17 protein-coding genes are annotated in these 19,690 nt (G+C 71.4%); 11 read left to right on the forward strand and 6 right to left on the reverse strand.

Translation table 11 applies throughout. The annotated features are described in order from the left end of the window. Positions 1 to 17 precede the first annotated feature (17 nt). The 6 genes from ACZ4N4_RS41260 (at position 18) to ACZ4N4_RS41285 (ending at position 4,314) form a co-directional block, all read left to right on the forward strand. Positions 18 to 662, forward strand: coding sequence for a UbiX family flavin prenyltransferase (locus ACZ4N4_RS41260; RefSeq protein WP_467598812.1), 645 nt, complete (start codon positions 18 to 20; stop codon positions 660 to 662). Between the two features lie 103 nt (positions 663 to 765). Beyond that, positions 766 to 1,221 carry an Lrp/AsnC family transcriptional regulator gene (locus tag ACZ4N4_RS41265; protein ID WP_073901832.1) on the forward strand — a complete coding sequence of 152 codons (456 nt, stop codon included), beginning with the start codon at positions 766 to 768 and terminating at the stop codon, positions 1,219 to 1,221. A gap of 42 nt (positions 1,222 to 1,263) precedes the next feature. Further along, entirely contained in the window at positions 1,264 to 2,427 is a 1,164-nt protein-coding gene (mqnE, locus tag ACZ4N4_RS41270) for an aminofutalosine synthase MqnE (protein WP_351486357.1), read from the forward strand. Positions 2,428 to 2,644: 217 nt separating this feature from the next. Further along, positions 2,645 to 3,169: a GNAT family N-acetyltransferase gene (locus tag ACZ4N4_RS41275; protein ID WP_453576833.1), complete on the forward strand. Its 525-nt coding sequence runs from the start codon at positions 2,645 to 2,647 to the stop codon at positions 3,167 to 3,169. 75 nt (positions 3,170 to 3,244) lie between these two features. Then, positions 3,245 to 3,562: a DUF4229 domain-containing protein gene (locus tag ACZ4N4_RS41280; protein WP_453576835.1), complete on the forward strand. Its 318-nt coding sequence runs from the start codon at positions 3,245 to 3,247 to the stop codon at positions 3,560 to 3,562. Between the two features lie 38 nt (positions 3,563 to 3,600). Further along, positions 3,601 to 4,314, forward strand: a complete 714-nt coding sequence (locus ACZ4N4_RS41285) for a TetR/AcrR family transcriptional regulator (protein ID WP_453576836.1) — start codon at positions 3,601 to 3,603, stop codon at positions 4,312 to 4,314. Between the two features lie 319 nt (positions 4,315 to 4,633). Here ACZ4N4_RS41285 and ACZ4N4_RS41290 read toward each other — a convergent pair whose 3' ends face one another. Beyond that, positions 4,634 to 5,479 (reverse strand): MaoC family dehydratase, encoded by an 846-nt coding sequence (locus ACZ4N4_RS41290; RefSeq protein ID WP_467598818.1) that lies wholly within the window; start codon positions 5,477 to 5,479, stop codon positions 4,634 to 4,636. Between the two features lie 399 nt (positions 5,480 to 5,878). Between ACZ4N4_RS41290 and ACZ4N4_RS41295 the strand changes: the two genes are divergently transcribed. Beyond that, a complete protein-coding gene (locus ACZ4N4_RS41295; protein WP_467599116.1) occupies positions 5,879 to 7,759 on the forward strand; it encodes an AMP-dependent synthetase/ligase in 1,881 nt (626 codons plus the stop codon). 12 nt (positions 7,760 to 7,771) lie between these two features. Here ACZ4N4_RS41295 and ACZ4N4_RS41300 read toward each other — a convergent pair whose 3' ends face one another. Then, positions 7,772 to 8,497 (reverse strand): TetR/AcrR family transcriptional regulator, encoded by a 726-nt coding sequence (locus tag ACZ4N4_RS41300; RefSeq protein ID WP_467598821.1) that lies wholly within the window; start codon positions 8,495 to 8,497, stop codon positions 7,772 to 7,774. Between the two features lie 102 nt (positions 8,498 to 8,599). Here ACZ4N4_RS41300 and ACZ4N4_RS41305 point away from each other — a divergent pair, with 102 nt between their 5' ends. Further along, entirely contained in the window at positions 8,600 to 9,463 is an 864-nt protein-coding gene (locus tag ACZ4N4_RS41305; RefSeq protein WP_467598824.1) for an NmrA family NAD(P)-binding protein, read from the forward strand. A 21-nt stretch (positions 9,464 to 9,484) separates the two neighbouring features. On the opposite strand, the gene ACZ4N4_RS41310 is transcribed toward ACZ4N4_RS41305, so the two are convergent. Continuing rightward, the gene (locus ACZ4N4_RS41310) at positions 9,485 to 10,132 is read right to left on the reverse strand and encodes a class I SAM-dependent methyltransferase (RefSeq protein WP_467598827.1); all 648 of its coding nucleotides are present in this window, start codon (positions 10,130 to 10,132) and stop codon (positions 9,485 to 9,487) included. A 449-nt stretch (positions 10,133 to 10,581) separates the two neighbouring features. After that, the gene (locus ACZ4N4_RS41315) at positions 10,582 to 10,785 is read right to left on the reverse strand and encodes a cold-shock protein (protein WP_003992177.1); all 204 of its coding nucleotides are present in this window, start codon (positions 10,783 to 10,785) and stop codon (positions 10,582 to 10,584) included. A 318-nt stretch (positions 10,786 to 11,103) separates the two neighbouring features. Here ACZ4N4_RS41315 and ACZ4N4_RS41320 point away from each other — a divergent pair, with 318 nt between their 5' ends. Both ACZ4N4_RS41320 and ACZ4N4_RS41325 read left to right on the forward strand, forming a co-directional pair. Then, positions 11,104 to 11,952, forward strand: coding sequence for a menaquinone biosynthetic enzyme MqnA/MqnD family protein (locus ACZ4N4_RS41320; protein WP_360489078.1), 849 nt, complete (start codon positions 11,104 to 11,106; stop codon positions 11,950 to 11,952). A gap of 42 nt (positions 11,953 to 11,994) precedes the next feature. Further along, entirely contained in the window at positions 11,995 to 13,689 is a 1,695-nt protein-coding gene (locus ACZ4N4_RS41325; RefSeq protein ID WP_467598830.1) for a serine/threonine-protein kinase, read from the forward strand. A gap of 63 nt (positions 13,690 to 13,752) precedes the next feature. Here ACZ4N4_RS41325 and ACZ4N4_RS41330 read toward each other — a convergent pair whose 3' ends face one another. Beyond that, the gene (locus tag ACZ4N4_RS41330; protein ID WP_467598833.1) at positions 13,753 to 18,318 is read right to left on the reverse strand and encodes an FtsK/SpoIIIE domain-containing protein; all 4,566 of its coding nucleotides are present in this window, start codon (positions 18,316 to 18,318) and stop codon (positions 13,753 to 13,755) included. Positions 18,319 to 18,555: 237 nt separating this feature from the next. Between ACZ4N4_RS41330 and ACZ4N4_RS41335 the strand changes: the two genes are divergently transcribed. After that, positions 18,556 to 18,861, forward strand: a complete 306-nt coding sequence (locus ACZ4N4_RS41335; protein ID WP_351317920.1) for a WXG100 family type VII secretion target — start codon at positions 18,556 to 18,558, stop codon at positions 18,859 to 18,861. 67 nt (positions 18,862 to 18,928) lie between these two features. Here ACZ4N4_RS41335 and ACZ4N4_RS41340 read toward each other — a convergent pair whose 3' ends face one another. Next, positions 18,929 to 19,621, reverse strand: a complete 693-nt coding sequence (locus tag ACZ4N4_RS41340) for a hypothetical protein (RefSeq protein ID WP_467598836.1) — start codon at positions 19,619 to 19,621, stop codon at positions 18,929 to 18,931. Between the last annotated feature and the right edge of the window lie 69 nt (positions 19,622 to 19,690).

A 19,690-nucleotide genomic window follows, 5' to 3' on the forward strand; every position in this document is an offset into this window, starting at 1 on the left:
CAGGAGAAACACAGCGCGTGCCTTGGATCGTGGGGGTGTCCGGGGCGTCCGGTACGCCGTACGCGGCCGCTGTGCTGCGTGCGCTGCTGGACGCGGGCGAGAGCGTGGACCTGGTGGTCAGCCGGGCGTCGCGGCTCACCCTGCTGGACGAGACCGGGATCTCCTTCCGGGACGCGCACTGGCAGGACGACCTGGGGGAGTGGCTGGCCCGGGGGGCCGACGGCAAGCCGGGGACCTTCCAGGCGGACCTGGCGCGGGTGCGGTACTGGAACGCCGGGGACCTGGCCGCCGGGCCGTCCTCGGGGTCGTACCGGACCAAGGGCATGCTGATCGTGCCGGCGTCCACCGCCGCCGTCGCCGGGGTCGCGCTCGGGCTCTCCAAGGACCTGCTCCAGCGGGCGGCCAGTGTCAACCTGAAGGAGCGCCGGCCGCTCGTCGTCGCCGTCCGCGAGACCCCGCTGAACGGCCAGACGCTGCGTCACCTGGTCACCCTGGACGACCTGGGGGCGGTCGTCGTTCCCACCTCCCCGGCGTTCTACGCGGGCGCGACGCACATCCAGGACCTGGTGGACTTCGTCGCCGGGCGGGTGCTGGACGCGGCCGGTGTGGGGCACCGGCTGTACCGCCGCTGGGAGGGCGACCTCGGGAGCGGCAGCAGGTAGCAGGACCCGGCACCACCGGGCAGCACCACCCGGCACCACCAGGCACCACCCCTGCAGTACCTCTCATCTACTTCGGGAACTTTCAGCGGAAGGCTTCGATCGCATGGACGCCGTGGACAGGCAGCTCATCCAGGCCCTGAGGGAGAACGGCCGGGCCTCGTACGCGGAGCTGGGGCGCCTCGTCGGACTGTCGGGACCCAGCGTCACCGACCGCATCAACCGGCTGGAGGCGGCCGGTGTCATCACCGGCTACCGCGCCACCGTGAACGCGGCCTCGCTCGGCCTCGGTGTCATCGCCCTGATCGGCATCTCCCTGTCCGACGCGGCCGACCACGAGGACGTGGCGCAGCGGCTGCGGGACCTGCCGGAGATCGAGGACTGCTGGTTCATCGCCGGCGACGACTCCTTCATGCTCAAGGTGCGCTCGACGGACGTCGACGGCCTGGAGAAGACCATCCGGCGGCTGTCCGGGACCAAGGGCGTCTCCCGGACCCGTACCACCATCGTGCTGTCCACGAAGTGGGAGAACCGGGTCGGGGAACTGCCCGAAGAGGTCTAGCCGTACGGTGGGGTGGTCGTGGTCGTGACGAAAGGTGTGGGCATGGACGTCGGGCTCAAGCGTGAGCTGGAGGAGAAGGTCAGGGCCGGTGAGCGGCTGACCCGCGAGGACGGCATCGCGCTGTACGAGTCGGACGACCTGGCCTGGCTGGGCGGCCTCGCGCACGAGGTGCGGACGCGGAAGAACGGTGACGTCGTCCACTTCAACGTCAACCGTCACCTCAACATGACCAACGTGTGCACCGCGTCCTGCGCGTACTGCTCATTCCAGCGCAAGCCGGGCGAGAAGGACGCGTACACGATGCGCATCGAGGAGGCGGTGAAGCTCGCCAAGGCGATGGAGGGCGAGAACCTCACCGAGCTGCACATCGTCAACGGGCTGCACCCGAACCTGCCGTGGCGGTACTACCCGCGGTCGCTGCGGGAGCTGAAGGCGGCCCTCCCGAACGTCTCCCTCAAGGCCTTCACGGCCACCGAGATCCACCACTTCGAGACGATCAGCGGGCTGTCGGCCTCGGAGATCCTCGACGAGCTGATCGACGCGGGCCTGGAGTCCCTCACCGGCGGCGGCGCGGAGATCTTCGACTGGGAGGTCCGCCAGCACATCGTGGACCACCGCACCCACTGGGAGGACTGGTCCCGGATCCACCGGCTGGCGCACGAGAAGGGCCTCAAGACGCCCTGCACGATGCTCTACGGCCACATCGAGGAGCCCCGCCACCGGGTCGACCACGTGCTCCGTCTCCGCGAACTCCAGGACGAGACGAACGGCTTCCAGGTCTTCATCCCGCTCCGCTACCAGCACGACTTCGTGGACATGAAGGACGGCAAGGTCCGTAACCGGCTCCAGGCGCGCACCCAGATGGCGACCGGCGCGGAGGCCCTCAAGACCTTCGCGGTCTCGCGTCTTCTCTTCGACAACGTGCCGCACGTCAAGGTCTTCTGGGTCATGCACGGCGTCCAGACGGCGCAGCTGGCGCTCCAGCACGGGGCCGACGACATGGACGGGTCGGTCGTCGAGTACAAGATCACCCACGACGCGGACAACTACGGCACGCCGAACAAGCTGACCCGCGAGGACCTGCTGGACCTCATCCGCGACGCGGGCTTCCGTCCGGTGGAGCGGAACACGCGGTACGAGATCATCCGCGAGTACGACGGCCCGGACCCGGCGCGCCGGGAGTCTCCCCAGCCGATGCGGGTCTGAGTGGGCCGCGGGGTGTGTTCTCGGGTGCGGGTGCATCGTGGCTTGACGCGCAGTTCCCCGCGCCCCTGACGGGGCGCACTGCAGCGCCCCTTTCTTTAAGGGGCGGGGGGAAGTGCGCGCGACAAGCCCCCACGCGCCCGCGGTCGACATCGCACCCCGCTCCGTACGGCGAACAGTCGCTCCTCACACCGGCTCTTGTAATAGATGCGATCGGCCCATGCCCCTTACCTTCACCCTGGATCCCGCCGTCACCCCCGCCCTTCGTGACGGCATCCTCGACCTCTGGACGGACGTGTCCAACGCCGGTGGAGCCGTCGGGTTCGTCGCCCCGGTGACCCCCGAGGAGATCCGCCCGGAGCTGGTCAAGCACTTCGTCGCCATGGCCGAGGGCCGCCACCGGCTCCTCGTGGGCCACGACGAGGCCGGTACCGTCGCGGCCACCGCCTTCTTCTCCTTCAACACCCACCGCCTCATGAAGCACTGGGTGTGGCTGTACACGGTGATGGTGCACCCGAAGCACCAGGGGCAGGGCTACGGCCGGGACCTCCTCGCGGCCGCCGCCGACGCGGCCCGCGGCTTCGACGGCATAGCCGCGATACGCCTCGGCTGCCGCGGCGGCCACGGCCTGGAGAAGTTCTACGGCTCCTGCGGCTACCAGGAGGTCGGCCGCGTCCCCGCCGCGATCCGCGTGGCCCCGGGCGACGACCGCGACGACATCACCATGCTGCTGCCGCTCGTCTGACCCCGCTGCAAGATCGGCCCCGGCCCGTGCTTCACTGGACGGTGCCCCTTTTCGTCATCGGAAGACTGGATTGAGATGCTCCGCTACACGCTGATGCGCCTCGGTATCTTCGCGGGCTGCCTCCTGGTCGTCTGGGGCCTGGTCTACGCCGGCGCGTTCCCGCGTGGCTTCGGCGACTCCAACGTCCTGTGGGTCCTGCTGCTCTCCCTGGTCCTGTCGGCACCGATCAGCTTCGTCGTGCTGCGCAAGGAGCGGGACCGCGCGTCGGTCCAGGTATCGCAGCGGGTCGACCGGATGAAGGCCAACATCGAGGCCAACCGCAGCCAGGAGGACGAGGCCGTCGACGAGGCGGCGCAGGCGCAGCCCCAGGGACAGGCCCAGACCTCTTCCTGAGCGACTCCCTCGCCGCCGGCCCCCCGTAGGCTTTGCCCATGGGTGCCGTGAAGACCAAGCGCATGCCGCGGGCGGTCCGGGAGCAGCAGATGCTGGACGCCGCCGTGCGAACCTTCGGGCAGCGCGGCTACATGGCCGCGTCAATGGACGAGATCGCCGAACTCGCCGGTGTCTCCAAGCCGTTGGTGTATCTGTACCTCAACTCCAAGGACGACCTGTTCACGGCGTGCATCCGCCGTGAGTCGAAGGCGCTGACCGAGGCGGTCCGCAGCGGCGTGCACCGGGACCTGCCCGCCGACCGCCAACTCTGGGACGGACTCGAGGCGTTCTTCGCGCACACCGCCGAACACCCGGACGGCTGGTCGGTGCTGCATCTGCAGGCGCGCACCCACGGCGAGCGGTTCGCCTCCGAGGTCGCGGCGATGCGCACGGAGATCGTGGAGTTCGTGACCCAGCTCATCGTGGTCGCCGCCCGTGAGGCGCGGCGCGATCCCGATCTGCCCGAGCGTGAGGTGGCGGGGCTCGCCGAGGCCCTGGTCGGTGCCGCCGAGTCCCTCGCCGCCTGGGCGAACGTCACTCCCGGTGTCACCGCGAGAGAGGCGGCGACGACCCTGATGAACTTCGCGTGGGCGGGCCTGGGCAATCTGATGGACGGCCACCCCTGGGTGCCGACGCCACCGGATCCGGCCGGGGCGGCGGACGCCGGTACTCGCACGGCGCCCCAGCGGCGCAGGGCGGGCACGAACCGCTGACAGCCCACGCGGTACAGCGGCTCGGCGCCCCGCCCGGCAACCCCGTGCACCCGCCGCGCGCGTCCCGGGCCGCCGGCGCCCCGCCGGGCAACCTTCCGCACCACGCCCCGCCGCGCGCGCCCCCGGGCCGCCGGCGCCCCGCCGGGCAACCTTCCGCACCACGCCCCGCCGCGCGCGCCCCCGGGCCGCTCGGCGCCCCGTCGGGCAACCTCGCGCACCCGCCGCACGCGTCCCCGGCCGTCGGCACCCTGCGGCACGGGCAGCGGGCGGCCGGTCCTCCTCGTCGAACCCGTTGTGCCGGAAGGGGCCGGGGGGTTGGTCAGCCGGCGTGCCGCCGGACACGGCCCGCCACGTGCACCCGGCCCGACGCGCCGCGCAGCTCGAACCGTCCCCCCTCCGCCGCGTAGGTGACCGTCCCCGGCAGCAGTACCGGCGTCCTGAACTCCGCCTCCACCCGCGCGCGTTCCGGCACCCCGTGGGCGGCGAGACACCGGGCCGCGGTCCACATGCCGTGCGCGATGGCCCGGGGAAACCCGAAGGGCCGCGCGGTGAGCGGGTGCAGATGAATGGGGTTCCGGTCCCCGGAGGCGGCCCCGTACCGCCGACCGACGTCGGCGGCGATCCGCCACTGGGCGACGGCGGGCAGCGGTGCTTGCTCCGCCCGGGCGGCCTCGGTCGTCCGCGAGGTCGGATGCCGCGCCAGATACCTGCTCCGCGACTCCCATACGACGGCCTCCCCGTGCCGCACCTCGGTGACGACGACGGCCTCGGTCCCCCGCCGGTGCGGGCCCAACCCGGCGACGTGGACGGAGAGTTCGTACGTCCCACCGGCCGGCATCTCCGCGTGCCGGGAGATGTCGACGGACGTGTGCACCAGCCCCAGCAGGGGCAGCGGGAACTCCCGCTCACTCATCAGCCGCATGGCGAGCGGAAACCCGAGCACGTGCGGATAGGTGATCGGCATGCCCTCCTCGCCGGTGGCGAACCCGCAGACGCGTTCGTAGGCGGCGAGCCTGCCGAGATCGGGCCGGAGCCCGGGAAGGACCAGCCGGGTACGAGGGAACGCGGCACCGGCGGCGGGCTTCTTGAACGGCGACAGCAGGGCACCGCGTGCGAGAAGCGGCGTGAGGGAGGGCGCGCTGCTGAGCACGATCACGGGGTTCACCTTTCAGCGCCGGCGAGGATCTGGCCCCCAGTGCTTACTTTGGAGTAAGGTTACCGAAGGTAAGTCTATGTCACGGCTGTAAAGGCCCGGAAGTGGGGCCTAATGTGAGAGACCCTCACGTAACCTTCGGGATTGCACAGGCCCGGCCCCGGACCATCCCCGAAACCCCACATCCCCGCCACAGCGGCCCCGTACGATCTCCAGACCTAACCGCCGGTAACGCCATGCTGAGGACCGGTCCCGGTGAACGCCTCGGTGCGCGAGGCGCGTACGACATGCAGCAAGCAGTCACTCGCTGCACGCCCGAGGAGCCGCCCCGTGTCCACTTCGTCTTTCCAGAACGCCGTCCCCGTCTCCCCGGCCGCCGCGGTCCAGGCCACGGACTACGACGGGAAGCCGATCCTGGTCGAACCCCTCGTCCAGCGGCTGGACGGGGTGGTGCGGGAGGCCTCCGTGCCACCGTTCGCGCCGCCGGTCCGGCACGGCTCGCTCGCCGACCTGCCGTTCGAGAACGCGGAGTTGGAACCCGGCACGATCGTGCTCAGCCGCAAGCCGGCCACGGACGAGGGCCGTTGGGAGCAGGTGACGGCCGCCCAGTTCGCCGCGCAGGTGCTGGCGGTGGCCAAAGGGCTGATAGCGGAAGGGCTGATGCCGGGCGACCGGATCGCCGTCATGGCCCGGACGACGTACGAGTGGACGCTCCTCGACTTCGGTGCCTGGGCGGCCGGCCTGGTGACCGTCCCGGTCTATCCGACCTCGTCGGTCTTCCAGACCCGCTGGATCCTGCACGACTCCGGTGCCGTGGCCCTGGTCACCGAGACCTCCGCACAGGCCGCCGCGCTCGGTCCCGAGATGGACCGGCTGCCAGACCTGCGCCACCTGTGGGTGATGGAGAAGGGACACGTGGACCGGCTCGCGGAGGCGGGCGGCCACATCCAGGACGCCGAAGTGGGCGTCCGGCGCGGCATGCTGGGCCCCGACACGATCGCCACCCTCATCTACACCTCGGGCACCACCGGCCGCCCCAAGGGCTGCGCGCTCTCGCACGGCAACTTCTTCGCCGAGGTCGACAACGCGATCGAACTCCTCTACCCGATCTTCAAGGCCCGCAACGACGAGGAGGTGTCCATCCTCCTCTTCCTGCCCATGTCCCATGTCTTCGGGCGGATGGTGGCGATCGCCTGTATCCGAGCCGGGGTCCGCCTCGGCCACGCCCCCAGCCTCAAGGCCGAGGACCTGCTCCCGGACCTGGCCGCCTTCAGACCGACCTGCCTCCTCACCATCCCCTACATGCTGGAGAAGGTCTTCAACACCGCCCGGGCGAAGGCGGAGGCGGGCGGCCGGGTCGCGGTCTTCGACCGGGCCACCGGGGTCGCCCAGCGGTACGGCGAGGCCCTGGAGGCCAGCCAGACCGGCACCGGCAGCGGCCCCGGCCGCGCCCTGAAGACCGCCCGCGCCTTCTACGACCCGCTGGTGTACCGCCGTATCCGCGCCGCCATGGGCGGCCGGGTCCGGCACATCATCTGCGGCGGCTCCCCGCTGGGCCGCCGGCTCGCCGCGTTCTACGCCGGCGCCGGCATCGAGGTCTACGAGGGCTACGGCCTGACCGAGACGACCGCCGCCTCCACCGTCACCCCGCCGCTCAAACCCCGGCTGGGCACGGTCGGCTGGCCGATGCCCGGCACCAAGGTCCGGATCGCCGCCGACGGCGAGATCCTGGTCGCCGGCGACCATGTGCTGCGCGGCTACTGGGACCCGCAGGCCGGCGGGGTCGTCCCGGCGACCCGGGACGGCTGGCTGGCCACCGGCGACATCGGCGAACTCGACGACGAGGGCTACCTCACCATCACCGGCCGCAAGAAGGAGATGCTGATCACCGCCGGAGGCAAGTCGGTGGCCCCCGCCCCGCTGGAGAACTGGCTCCGCTCCCACCCGCTGATCTCCCAGGTGATGCTGGTCGGCGACGGACTGCCGTACGTCAGCGCGCTGATCACCCTCGACCGGGACGGCCTCACCCACTGGCGCCAGATGAACGGCAAGCACCCGGTGCCCCCGGAACTCCTGCTGGACGACACGGAGTTGCAGGCGATCCTGCAACGGGCCGTCGACGAGGCCAACAAGCTGGTCTCCCGCCCCGAGTCCATCCGCCGCTTCGCGATGCTCCCCGTCGACTTCACCGAGGAGGCCGGGCATCTGACCCCCTCGATGAAGCTCCGCCGGGACGCGGTCATGAAGGACTTCGCGACCGAGATCGAGAGCCTCTACACGAGGGAGAGGTAGCCGACCGGAGCCCTAGGCGCCGTCGGCCAGGCGGTCCAGCCATTCGGTCAGGAGGTGTCGCTCCGCGGGGCTGAGGGGTGTCTGGTCGGTGAGGCCGGCGCGCAGGGCGCGGGCGGCGCCGGCCGGACCCGCGGTGCGGACGGCCGGCTTCTCGTCGGTGACGGCCGTGACCATGGCCTCGCGAAGAGTTGTCAGCAGAGCCGGGTCGCGCTCGGACTCCGGCATCGACAGCCAGGTGAGGGCGGCGCCGCGGGCCGTGGCGTGGATGACGTTGGCCGCGAGGGTCTCGCCGACCCGTAGCCGACCGCCGGCGGCGAGCCGTCGTACCCGCCCCCGAAGGATCTCCAGCCCGGTCCGGAAGGCGGCCGAGTCGCTGCGCGTGGCGTCGCTGTACATCAGCGAGTAGAGCGCCGGGTTCTCCAGGCCGAACTGGACCGCCAAGTCCCAGCCGTCTCGCAGGTCCTGGATCGGGTCCTCGGGGTCCGGGTCGACGTGCTTGCTCGCGAGGAACGTGGCGAAGCCGTGCTCGGCCACCGCGTCCAGCAGTCCCTCCTTGTCGCCGAACAGCCGGTAGAGGGCCGGGGGCTGCAGCCCCGCCGCGACGGCGACCGCCCGGGTGGTGACGGCGTCCCGCCCGTCGCGCTCCAGCAGCCCGATGGCGGCGTCGATGACGCGCTGACGGGTGTCCGGCGCGGAGCCGGTGGCGGCGGGGGGCGTGTCGTGTGATCCGGAAGCCATATATCAACGATATCGCGCTCTTGATTCCATCGTTAGTATCGATGTTACTCTGAGGCTGTTTCCATCGATACCAACTCCGACACCGACCTTCTGGAGAACATCGTGATCATCGTGACCGGAGCCACCGGACAGCTCGGGAGCCAGGTCGTGGAGCGGCTGCTGGACCGTGTACCGGCAGAGGGGGTCGGCGTCAGCGTCCGCGACCCCCGCAAGGCGCGGTCCCTCGCGGACCGGGGGGTGCGGGTGCGGCAGGGCAGCTTCACCGAACCGGCCGACCTGGCCAACGCCTTCGAGGGCGCGTCCCAGATCCTGATCGTCTCCGTCGACCGGATGGGCGAGGAGACCGTACGGCAGCACCGCACCGCGGTCGACGCGGCCGTCGCGGCCGGCGTCCGCCGTATCGTCTACACCGCCCAGATGGGCGCGAGCCCCACCTCCCGGTTCCAGGCCTGCCGCGACCACGCGGCCACGGAGGAGGCCCTGGCCGCCTCGGGCGTCGCCTGGACCTCCCTCCGCAACGGCTTCCACGCGTCCAGCGGGCTGCACTTCCTCGCCCAGGGCCTGGAGTCCGGTGAGATCACCCTGCCGGCCGACGGCCCGGTCTGCTGGACAGCCCACGCGGACCTGGCGGAGGCGGCCGCCGTGATCCTCGCCGACGAGGGCCGCTTCGAGGGCCCGACGCCCCCGCTCACCGCACCCGAGGCGCTGACGTTCACCGACCTCGCCGCCGTCGCGGCCGAACTCACCGGCCGCACCATCACCAGGACCACCGCACCCGACGACGCGTACCGCGCCCATCTGGTGGCCGGCGGCGTCCCGGCCGAGACGGCCGGTCAGCTCCTGAGCATCTTCACCGCGGCCCGCGAGGGCGAGTTCGCGACCGCCGACCCGACCCTGGCGAAGCTGATCGGCCGTGAACCGGTGACCATGCGGGAGCTGCTGCGCGAGCGTCTCTCCGGCAGGTGAGGTCCTCTCACTCTGTACCGGTCACTCCGTACCGGTTCGTGCGAACAGGAACGCCTGGGGGCTCGTTTCACCGAGGGCGGTGTCGGCCTCCCGCAGGGTGCTGGAGTGGAGCGTGAAGCCGGCCTCCGTCAGCAGCCGTGCCATGGTCTCCGGCCGCCGCCGCTCGAAGTCCAGCGCCACCGGATGCCCCCACGGGTCCTCCAGCCGCCGTGCCACGTCACCCGCCTGGAACGCGAGCAGCAGCCGGCCGCCCGGCCGCAGCACCCTCCGGAACTCCCCGAACAGCGCCGGCAACCGCTCGTCGGGCGTGTGGATGGACGAATACCAGCACAACACCCCGTCCAGCGCCCCGTCGGCCACCGCCAGGTCCAGCATCGAGCCCGGTACGAAGCGGAGGCCGGGGTTCTCCCGGCGGGCGACGGCGAGCATCGACTCCGACAGGTCGAGCCCGAAGACCGACAGGCCGAGCCCGGCCAGCCGGGCGGTGACCCGGCCGGGCCCGCAGCCCAGGTCGGCCACCTCGCCGCCCTCACCCACCCACTCGGCGAACGCGGCCAGCAGGGCCCGCTCCAGGGGCCTGTCGGCGAGATCGGTACGGAAGTGGTCGGCGTAGTCCTCGGCGACCGTGTCGTAGAAGGTACGGGTGGCGGCGAGAAAGTCGGCAGTCATGCCCGCGGACGCTAGCGGCCGCCACTGACAAAGGCCGCCACGGGCAGCGGTGGCTACGGGCAATGGTCGCCACTGACAACAGCCGCCACTGACAACAGCCGCCACGGGCAATGGCCGCCACGGGCAGCGGTAGCTACGGGCATGGCCCCCACGGGCAACGGTGCCTACGGGCAATGGCCGCCACGGGGAGCGGTGGCCACGGACAATGGCCCCACTGACAACGGTCGCCCCTGAGAACGGCCCCCCTTGGACTTCGGGGATTGTCTGGCCGAACGTGCCGTGTCACGCGTGCGAACATGGTCCCGGATTTCGGCGCTCACGGGAATGCGGAATATCCCCGCGATACGGCGGCCGGGAAAAGGCAGGAGCCCCGTCGCCGGAAGGCGCGGGGCTCCTTGGGTACTGCACTCAGTCTGAGATCAGACTCTGGGGTGTCTGGATCAGTGAGATCAGACGGGGGTGACGTTCTCCGCCTGCGGGCCCTTCGGACCCTGCGTGACGTCGAAGCTCACCTGCTGGTTCTCCTCGAGCGAGCGGAAGCCGCTCGCGTTGATCGCGGAGTAGTGAACGAAGACGTCCGGGCCGCCGCCCTCTTGGGCAATGAAGCCAAAGCCCTTTTCGGCGTTGAACCACTTAACGGTTCCGGTAGCCATAAGCCCTCCTTGGGCTCAAAAGGGTCGCCCTGCTCCAGAACCTGCAAGTGTGAAAACAAACTAAGTGCCGCACAACTGCATACGTCTGAAAACGACGAGAGCCCGCGGTTACATGCTCCGCAGGCTCTGTACTGCAAGGGAAACCAAACTGCAACTTGCGGCGAGCCTAGCATGTGGGCAGCCGAAAGCAACAGAGGCCAAGATCACGTCACCCGGACGTTTGAACGGCCTCGCGAGTGGGTTGACGCCCGGGGTGGCTTCGGTGCCAACGGCGGGGGCGGTCTCAGCACCGTACCTCATGGGGTCTAGTGTCGCGATGTGGACAATTCTCGCACCCGGCCGCGCGTCGGCCACATCCAGTTCCTGAACTGCCTGCCCCTCTACTGGGGGCTCGCGAGAACCGGCACCCTTCTCGACTTCGAGCTGACCAAGGACACCCCTGAGAAGCTCAGCGAGCAGCTGGTGCGCGGCGACCTCGACATCGGGCCCATCACCCTCGTCGAGTTCCTGCGCAACGCCGGCGACCTGGTGGCCTTCCCGGACATCGCCGTCGGCTGCGACGGCCCGGTGATGTCCTGCGTGATCGTGTCGCAGGTGCCGCTGGACCAGCTGGACGGCCGCCGGGTCGCCCTCGGCTCGACCTCGCGCACCTCGGTCCGCCTGGCCCAGCTGCTGCTCGCCGACCGCTACGGCGTCCAGCCCGACTACTACACCTGCCCGCCCGACCTCAGCCTGATGATGCAGGAGGCGGAGGCGGCGGTGCTCATCGGCGACGCGGCCCTGCGCGCCAACCTGCTGGACGCCCCGCGCTTCGGCCTCCAGGTGCACGACCTCGGCGCGCTCTGGAAGGAGTGGACGGGACTGCCGTTCGTCTTCGCGGTGTGGGCGGCGCGCCGGGACTACCTGGAGCGCGAGCCGCACATCACCCGCGAGGTGCACGGCGCCTTCCTGGACTCCCGCAACCTCTCCCTGGAGGAGGTCGCCAAGGTCGCCGAACAGGCCGCCCGCTGGGAGGCCTTCGACGAGGCGACCCTGGCCCAGTACTTCACCACCCTCGACTTCAGCTTCGGCGCGCCACAGCTGGCCGCGGTCGAGGAGTTCGCCCGCCGCGTCGGCCCGACGACCGGGTTCGCGGCGGATGTGAAGGTCGATCTGCTGGAGGCCTGACAGGCAATAGGCTGCTGCCCGGACTTACTGGGGGGTGGGGACATGCAGCCGCTCGCGGGTGACGAACCTACGACCGTCGGACCGTACCGGCTGCTCGGCCGGCTCGGCTCCGGCGGCATGGGCCGCGTCTATCTGGGCCGTTCGGCCGGCGGCCGGACCGTCGCGGTCAAGATCGTGCATCCGCACTTCGCCCTGGACGAGGAGTTCCGGGCCCGCTTCCGCCGCGAGGTGGCGGCCGCCCGGCGGGTCGGCGGCGCCTGGACGGCACCCGTCCTGGACGCCGACCCGGACGCGCCGGTGCCCTGGGTCGCCACGGCCTACGCGGCGGGCCCGTCCCTGGCGGCCGCCGTCGTGGACGGCGGCCCGCTGCCCGCGCATTCGGTACGGGCGCTGGGCGCGGGCCTCGCGGAGGCGCTGGCCGCCGTCCACGAGCTGGGGCTCGTGCACCGGGACGTGAAGCCGTCCAACGTGCTGCTGACCCTCGACGGCCCGCTGCTCATCGACTTCGGCATCGCCCGGGCCACGGACGGCACGGCCTCGCTGACGTCGTCGGGCGTGTCGATCGGCTCACCGGGATACATGTCGCCCGAGCAGATCCTCGGCAAGGGCGTCACCGGCGCCGCGGACGTCTTCTCGCTCGGCGCGGTGCTGGCCTACGCGGCGAACGGCGCACCGCCCTTTCCCGGCGACTCGTCCGCCGCCCTCCTCTACAAGGTCGTCCACGAGGAACCCGAACTCGGCTCCCTGAGCGGAGAGCTGCGGGAGGTCACCGAGGCCTGCCTGGTGAAGGAGGCGGGAGCGCGGCCGGCCCCCGGCGAGGTGGCCCGGCGGCTGGCTCCGGAGGGGGCCGCGCGGCTGGTGACGGGCGGCTGGCTGCCGGGGGCGCTGGTGGAGCGGGTCAGCCGGAGCGCGGTGGAGGTGCTGAACCTGGAGGTGACGGAGGCGGCCGTACCGGGGTCCGGTCCGGTGGAGTTCAGCACGCCTTCGGTGGACGCGCCCAGGGGTGTTCCTACGGATGCTTCTGCGGGCGTTCCCGTGGGCGTCGCCGCCGGCCTTCCGGTGACGGCAGGGGAGTTCGGGCCGCCGCCGACGGTGCCCCCCGCGGTCGTACCCGAGCCGCGTGACGCCGTGTCCCCGGGCGTCCCCCCGGGGAAGGTCTCGGTGAGCGTCGCCGCGACCGCCGTACCGGCCGGGGAGGGCGGGCGCGGCCGCCGGGTGAGCTGCACGGTCGCCCTCGCGGTGGCCGGGGCGCTGGCGGTGGTGACGGTCGGGGCCGGGTTCCTGCTGAAGCCGTACCTCGGCGGCGGCGACGGCGGCCCGAACAGCGACACCGGCGCCTCTGCCACCTCCCCCTCGGCGTCGTCGTCCTCGTCGGGCAGTGGGCCCGTCCCGGCCGCCTACCTGGGCACCTGGGAGGGCTCGGCCACCGCCCTGGACGGCAATCTGCCCATCGGCACCTTCCGGGTCACCGTCCGGCAGACCGAGGTCGGCCGGGAGCTGGGCCGCCTGCGCCAGACCGACCAGCTGGGCGGCGTCTGCACGGACGTGCTCACCCTGACCTCGGTCACCGCCAAGAAGCTCGTCGCGACATCGAAGGGCGTCGAGGGCAACCACGACGGCTGCGACCCGGACGCCACCACGGTGTACCTGACCCCGAGCGACGGCGAGCTGATCTACACGTCGGACAGCTCGGCGGAGGGAAATCCGGTGGCGGTCATGTCGAGGGCGGGGGACTGAGCCCCCCGCCGGACCGCCGGACCGCCGGACCGCCGGACCGCCGGACCGCCCTAGGACTCAGGACTACTGCGGGGTGGTCACCGTGACGTGCTCCCCGCTGCCCAGGTGCAGCATGCCCTTGCCGGGGGTGACGGGTCCGCCGACCATGTTGCGGGTCGTCCGGATGCCGATCAGCTCGCCGGAGCCGGACTCCTGCGGGGAGAGCAGAATGCCCCGGCGGGCCTTCTTCGCGTCGACCTGCCAGCCGGAGAAGCCGTCGCAGATCTCGTCCTCGTCACCGGCGATGACCACGGCGAGACCCTCCTCGGCGCCGCTCTCGACGATCCGCTTGAAGACGTCCTCGGCGTCGCAGTCGTCCAGCACCTCGGCGTCGTCGACCAGCACGACGATCGGCTCGGCCCGGGACGCCGACGCGATGACCTCGGTCAGCTCGTCCTCGTCGATGTCCCGCCCGGTGAAGACCTTCAACACGCCTTCCTGACCCTCGAGTTCGCGCAGCGGCGACATCCGCGGCGCGGCGACGACGATCCGCACGCCGTTGGCCAGGTAGGAGCGGGCGAAGCCCAACAGGGTCGTGGAACGCCCGGACTTGGCGGGACCGCCGATCACGAAGGCCGGCACGCCCTGCGCCAGGTCCGGCCCGAAGGCGGTCAGTTCGTCGCCGCCGACACCCACCAGGGCCCACAGCGGCGAAGCCGCCGTGGCGGGATCCCGCATCGCCCAGGCATCCTCGAAGGAGATCCGGCCGGGCAGCACGTCCACCCGGAACGGGCGCCGGGCGCGCGGCACCTGGGCGTCCCGGGTCTGGGCCGCCTCGCCGATCGCGACGATCGCGGCGGCCTGCCCCTGCCCGGTGGTGTCCGCGGACAGCAGCGCGAACTGCGTCTCGGCGGCCGTCTCACTGCGGAAGGCGCGCCCGGGCGGGATCTCCTCGGGCACCTTGCGGGAGTTGATGTCCAGCATCGAGAAGTCCGCGCGGTCGGCCAGCCGCAGACCGTACTTGTCCTCGGTGAGGGACGAGATCCGCCCGGCCAGGATCTGCCGGTCACCGGTGAGCACGAGATGGATGCCGACGCTCGCGCCCTCCCGCATCATCACCATGATCTGGTCGGTGAGATCACCGTGGTTCAGCTCGCCGAGGGTGGGCAGCCAGCCCTCCCAGCGGTCCAGGAGCAGCACGATGTGCGGCAGCCGCTCCGCCTCGGGCACGGCGGCCCGCTGCTCGCCGATGTCCGCGAACCCCTTGTCGGCCAGCAGCTCCTGACGTCGGGTCAGCTCGCCGGAGAGGCGGGCCATGAGCCGCTCCACGCGCTCGGTCTGGTTACGGCCGACGACCGCACCGCAGTGCGGCAGCCGGGTCAGCGCGTTGAGCGCGCCGTTGCCGCAGTCGATGCCGTACAGGTGCACGTCCGCACAGGAGTTGGTGCGGGCCAGTGACCCCGCGATGGTGCGCAGCACCTGCGAGCGTCCGGTGCGCGGGGCACCGGCGACGATGAGGTGCCCGAAGCTCGCGAAGTCGACGGCGACCGCACGGCGGGCCTGGTCGGCGGGCAGGTCCTCGACCCCGTACGGGGCGGCGGGCAGCGCACCCTGTGCCTGCACGGCCGGCACGTCGTCCAGCAGCAGCATGTCGTCCAGGGCGGGCAGCCACGGCGAGTGCTGGGCCGGGATGGCGAGCGCGGCGTTGGCCTCGCGCACGGCGTCGACCAGCACCTTCAGGTCGGTGATCTCGTCGTCCTCCTTGGCCTCGGACTTGGGCTTGCGCAGCGCGGCCCGCCCGAGGTCCTGCCAGGACAGCGCCCCGGCCCAGGGCGCCAGGGTCGCGGGGTCGGCCGCACCGGGCCGCCGGCCGCCGACCCGGCCCGACTGGAAGGGGATCAGCGAGGCGTGCCCGAGCCGGACGTACGCCCGGCCCGGCGTGCTCTTGGCGATGTGCCCGGCGTCGGGCGCGTCGATGACGTCGGTCGACTCACCCGCGTCGGTCACCCGCAACGCGATCCGCAGGTTGGTGTTCGCGCGGATCTCCGGGGAGACCACACCGGAGGGCCGCTGCGTGGCCAGCAGGAGGTGGATCCCGAGGGACCGGCCTCGCTGGGCGATGTTCACCAGGCCCGTGACGAAGTCGGGAAGGTCCCGCACCATCGACGCGAACTCGTCGATGACGATGAGGAGTCGGGGGACCGGCGGGTGCGAGGGGTTGCGGCGCACCAGGTCCTGGTAGTCCTCGATGTCCTTGGCGTCGGCGGCGGCGAGGATGTGCTCACGGCGCTTCAGCTCCGCGCCCAGCGACTCCAGCGCCCGCTCCACGAGGTGCGCGTCGAGGTCGGTGACCATGCCCACGGTGTGCGGCAGCTTCACACAGTCCTTGAACGCCGAGCCGCCCTTGTAGTCGACGAGCACGAAGGTCATGTTCTCCGGCGTGTTCGCCACCGCCAGCGCCGCCACGATGGTCTGCAGCAGCTCGGACTTGCCGGAACCGGTCGTACCGGCGATGAGGCCGTGCGGCCCGTCTCGCCGCAGGTCGATGCCGAACGGGCCGTCGTACGACTCCCCGATGACCGCCATCGTCGACTGTCCGCCCATCCGCCACCGCGCGGCGATCGCGTCCCGGTTCGGCGGCTCCAGCTGGAGCACGTCGAGCAGCCGGCTGGCGGCGGGCAGCGCCGAGTCCTCGGCCTCCCCGCTGATGTCACGCAGCGGGGAGAGGGAGCGGGCGAGCCGGGCGCACCAGGCGGGGGAGACGAAGTCGGGCCGTACGTCGCGCTTGCGCAGCGCCCCGCTCTGCTCGACCCGCAGCCGCAACTCCAGGTCCTGCGACGCCTGTTCCTCGGCCTGCTGGGCCTGCGGGTGCCAGGCCTGGAAGGACGGGAACCCTCCGGCGGCCTGCTGCGCCACGGCCGTCGCGGGCGCGTTCTTGGCCGCCACCGGCTCGGCGACGACGACGCCCTGGCACTCGCCCGGCAGGAACCGCTCCTCCTCGTCGAGGCAGATGGAGCGCAGCGCCACCCCCGGACCCTCCTTCAGCAGCCGCACCACACCCGGCATGGACCGCAGCCGCCGCGACCCGTCCCACACGATCACGATGTCCGGATCGGAGAAGGCGGGCCCGTCGGTCTTGCTGCGCCCGCCCTGCTGAAGGGCCTTCTGCCGGCCGTCCAGGAGCTGGGTGAGCTCGCCGACGCGGGCGGCGACCGTCTCCGAGTCGGTGCCGATCAGGACGTTCACGTCCTGACCGCCGCCCGGGCGGGAGTGCGGCAGCCAGCGCACCCAGTCCCAGCGGGCCCCGGCGTCGTTGTCGGTGAGGACGTAGAACTGCACGTCCATCGGGCTGTGCAGAACGGCGGTCTGGGCGACCGCCCACCGCCCCAGCGCATGCGCGGCGTCACCGGGCCCGGCCACGCCGATCACCCCGAGGTCGCGCAGCGACAGGGCGACCGGGGCGTCCTCGATGTACCAGCGGACCTTGCGCTTGTGCTCGTCCTGCTCGGGGTCGTCGAGCTCGACCTCGGAGGGCACGCGCCCGGTGCCGAAACGGATCAGCAGATGGTCGGCGTCGGTGCGGCGCCGCTCCCAGAGCCGGGTGCGCGGCCCGGTGCCGTACGTCAGCACGGCGGCGGGGTCGGGCACGGCGGCCCGCCGGTCGCTCCGTTCGGTCTTCAGGGCGTCCTGGGCGTCGTTCTCGATCCGCCCCTTGTGCTCCTTGTACTCCTTCAGCTGCTTGGCATGGGACTTGCGCCCGTGCTTCTTGTCCATGAAGTAGTTGCCGAAGAGCATGACCGGGCTCATCACGGCCATGATCAGGTAGTACCAGCGCCCGAACATCATCACGGAGACGACGGCACCGACGAGCGGCAGCAGCGCCATCAGCCAGGGCAGCGGGCGGGCCTCGTAGTCGCCGGGCGGGTTCGGGAGCGAGAAGTGCGTCTGGTGCTCGGCGGGGCGCAGCCGCGGGGGCCGGTTGTAGTCGAGTCCGGCACCGTCGTCGGACCACTTGAGGGCGGCGTTGGGCGGGGCGTACCCGGTGATCTCCAACAGGGAGTTGCCGAGCGCGAGTTGGGTGTCGAGCGGCCAGTCACCGCCGCTCTCGAACTCCTCGCCGTCCAGTCTGGCCCTGTCCGTGTGTGTCTGCACCTTGCAGGTGCCGTCGATGGCGATGGTGAGGGTGGCGGCGCGGGCCGGCAACTCCGGGTCCTCGACGCGGATGTGCGAGGCGGGGCCGGTGCCGATGTCGTACCGCCCGACTCCGAGCCGGTGCACGGCACCGGCCGCGGGACCGCCCGCGACCCGGAACTCCACGATGCCGGTGGGCTCGCCGAGCAGACACCCGGCGGGGTCGTGCAGGCTGACGACGACACCGTCGCGCAACGGCGAGCCGACGACGGTGGCGGCGGGGTCGAGGGCATAGCCGTCGACGTAGGCGAGGGGACCGGCCGTCCGGACGGCCGCGGCACCCCTGGGGGCGCCGATGGGTATGACCTGGGCGACCTCGCCGCTGTCCGGGTAGCGCAGACCGACCTGCCCGGCCAGCTCCCGGGCCACGTCGCCGACCGTCGACTCGGGATCGGCGTCGAGTACGACGTCGGCGGTGGCACCGCCGACCGGGTCGACGACGGTCAGACTCAGGCGCACGTTCGTCCTCCTCGCAGGCCCGGCACATTCGGTGTGACCTTAGCCGGACGGGCTTTCCCGGGCGCAACGGGATTGCGCCGGTTCACGATTCCCTCGCACGAGGCCCCTGCGGCCACGTGCCTCCCACCCGTAGGATCTTTGCTCATGGGACGGCCGGGTCAGGACCGGCCGATCCGTCCGAGCAAGCCACGGGGGCGAGCCCTGGGGCGGCCACAACACAACGGGAGGGATGCCGACATGGGCAAGGGCAAAGACACGGACCTTACTTATGCCGAGATGGAGAAGGTCGCAGGCGACCTGATCAAGGACATGCACGAGCTCGAGGACAAGATCAAGAACATCGAGAAGCGTGTCTCGGCACTGGTGGAGGAGGGCTTCACCACCCAGAAGGCCTCGGGAGCGTACGACGACTCCATGAAGGACTTCACGAAGGGCGCGACGAAGACGATCCAGGGCCTGCACGGCCTCTCGGACTTCCTGAAGAAGGCCAAGGAAGCGTACGAGCAGCTGGACGACCAGTTGGCCAAGCAGGCCAAGGGTTAGTAAAGTCCGAGGTCTTCGAACGACTGGGTGCGACGGAGTGCGTCAAGTGCTCCGTCGCACCCGGCTGTCAGGCCTCGGTGGCCTGGGTCTCGCCCGGTTGCGGACGACGCATCAGGTAGGTGTGCAGCTCGCTGCGCCACTCCTCGGTCGTGAGCGTGAGCCACGAACCGTCCTTGAAGCGCAGGAGCAGCCGGTCGTTCTCGAACGCGGGGAGGGGGTCGGCGAGGGTGGCGTCCCCGGCCGGAATCTCGGCGACGACCCGCATGAGTGCGTCCCGGCGGATGGACACGCGGGTGGGCGGAGCGGCCAGCAGGATGCGGTCCCCGGCAAGGGCGACCAGGCGTTGGTGGTGGGAGGAATGGCTGTACCACTGCAGGAGGAAGCGGCCGGCGGCCCCGTTCCAGTCACCGTCGAAGGTCCTGTCGAGACCGAGTTCCACGACGGCCTGGTCCCGCCGCTTCTCGTCGAGTTTCGCGGCGCGGTGGCGCTCCTGTTCCCCTGTGGTCGACAGCATGCGCTTGAGGGCCTCCTCACCGGCGCCGAGGAGACTCAGCAGCTTGCCGATGAACAGCAGGGGCGATCCCAGAGCGACGCCGAGCATGCCGAGCGGTCGTATGGAGGCAGGACGCAACGGCCCGGATCCTGCTGCCCGGTGCGCTTCGGCAGGAGGCTCGGGGATCTTGCCGATCGTGCACCAGGCTGCTGCGTCGGGCGATACGCCGAGTCGGTCCCGTACGGTGCGGTCGGTGCTCGTGGACAAATCCGTTCCACCTTCCAAGTCGTTTGCCGAAGGAAGTCTCGCGGCAGTGTCTCATGTCCATGATGGGGG

The organism is Streptomyces sp. NPDC026538 (assembly GCF_055567535.1).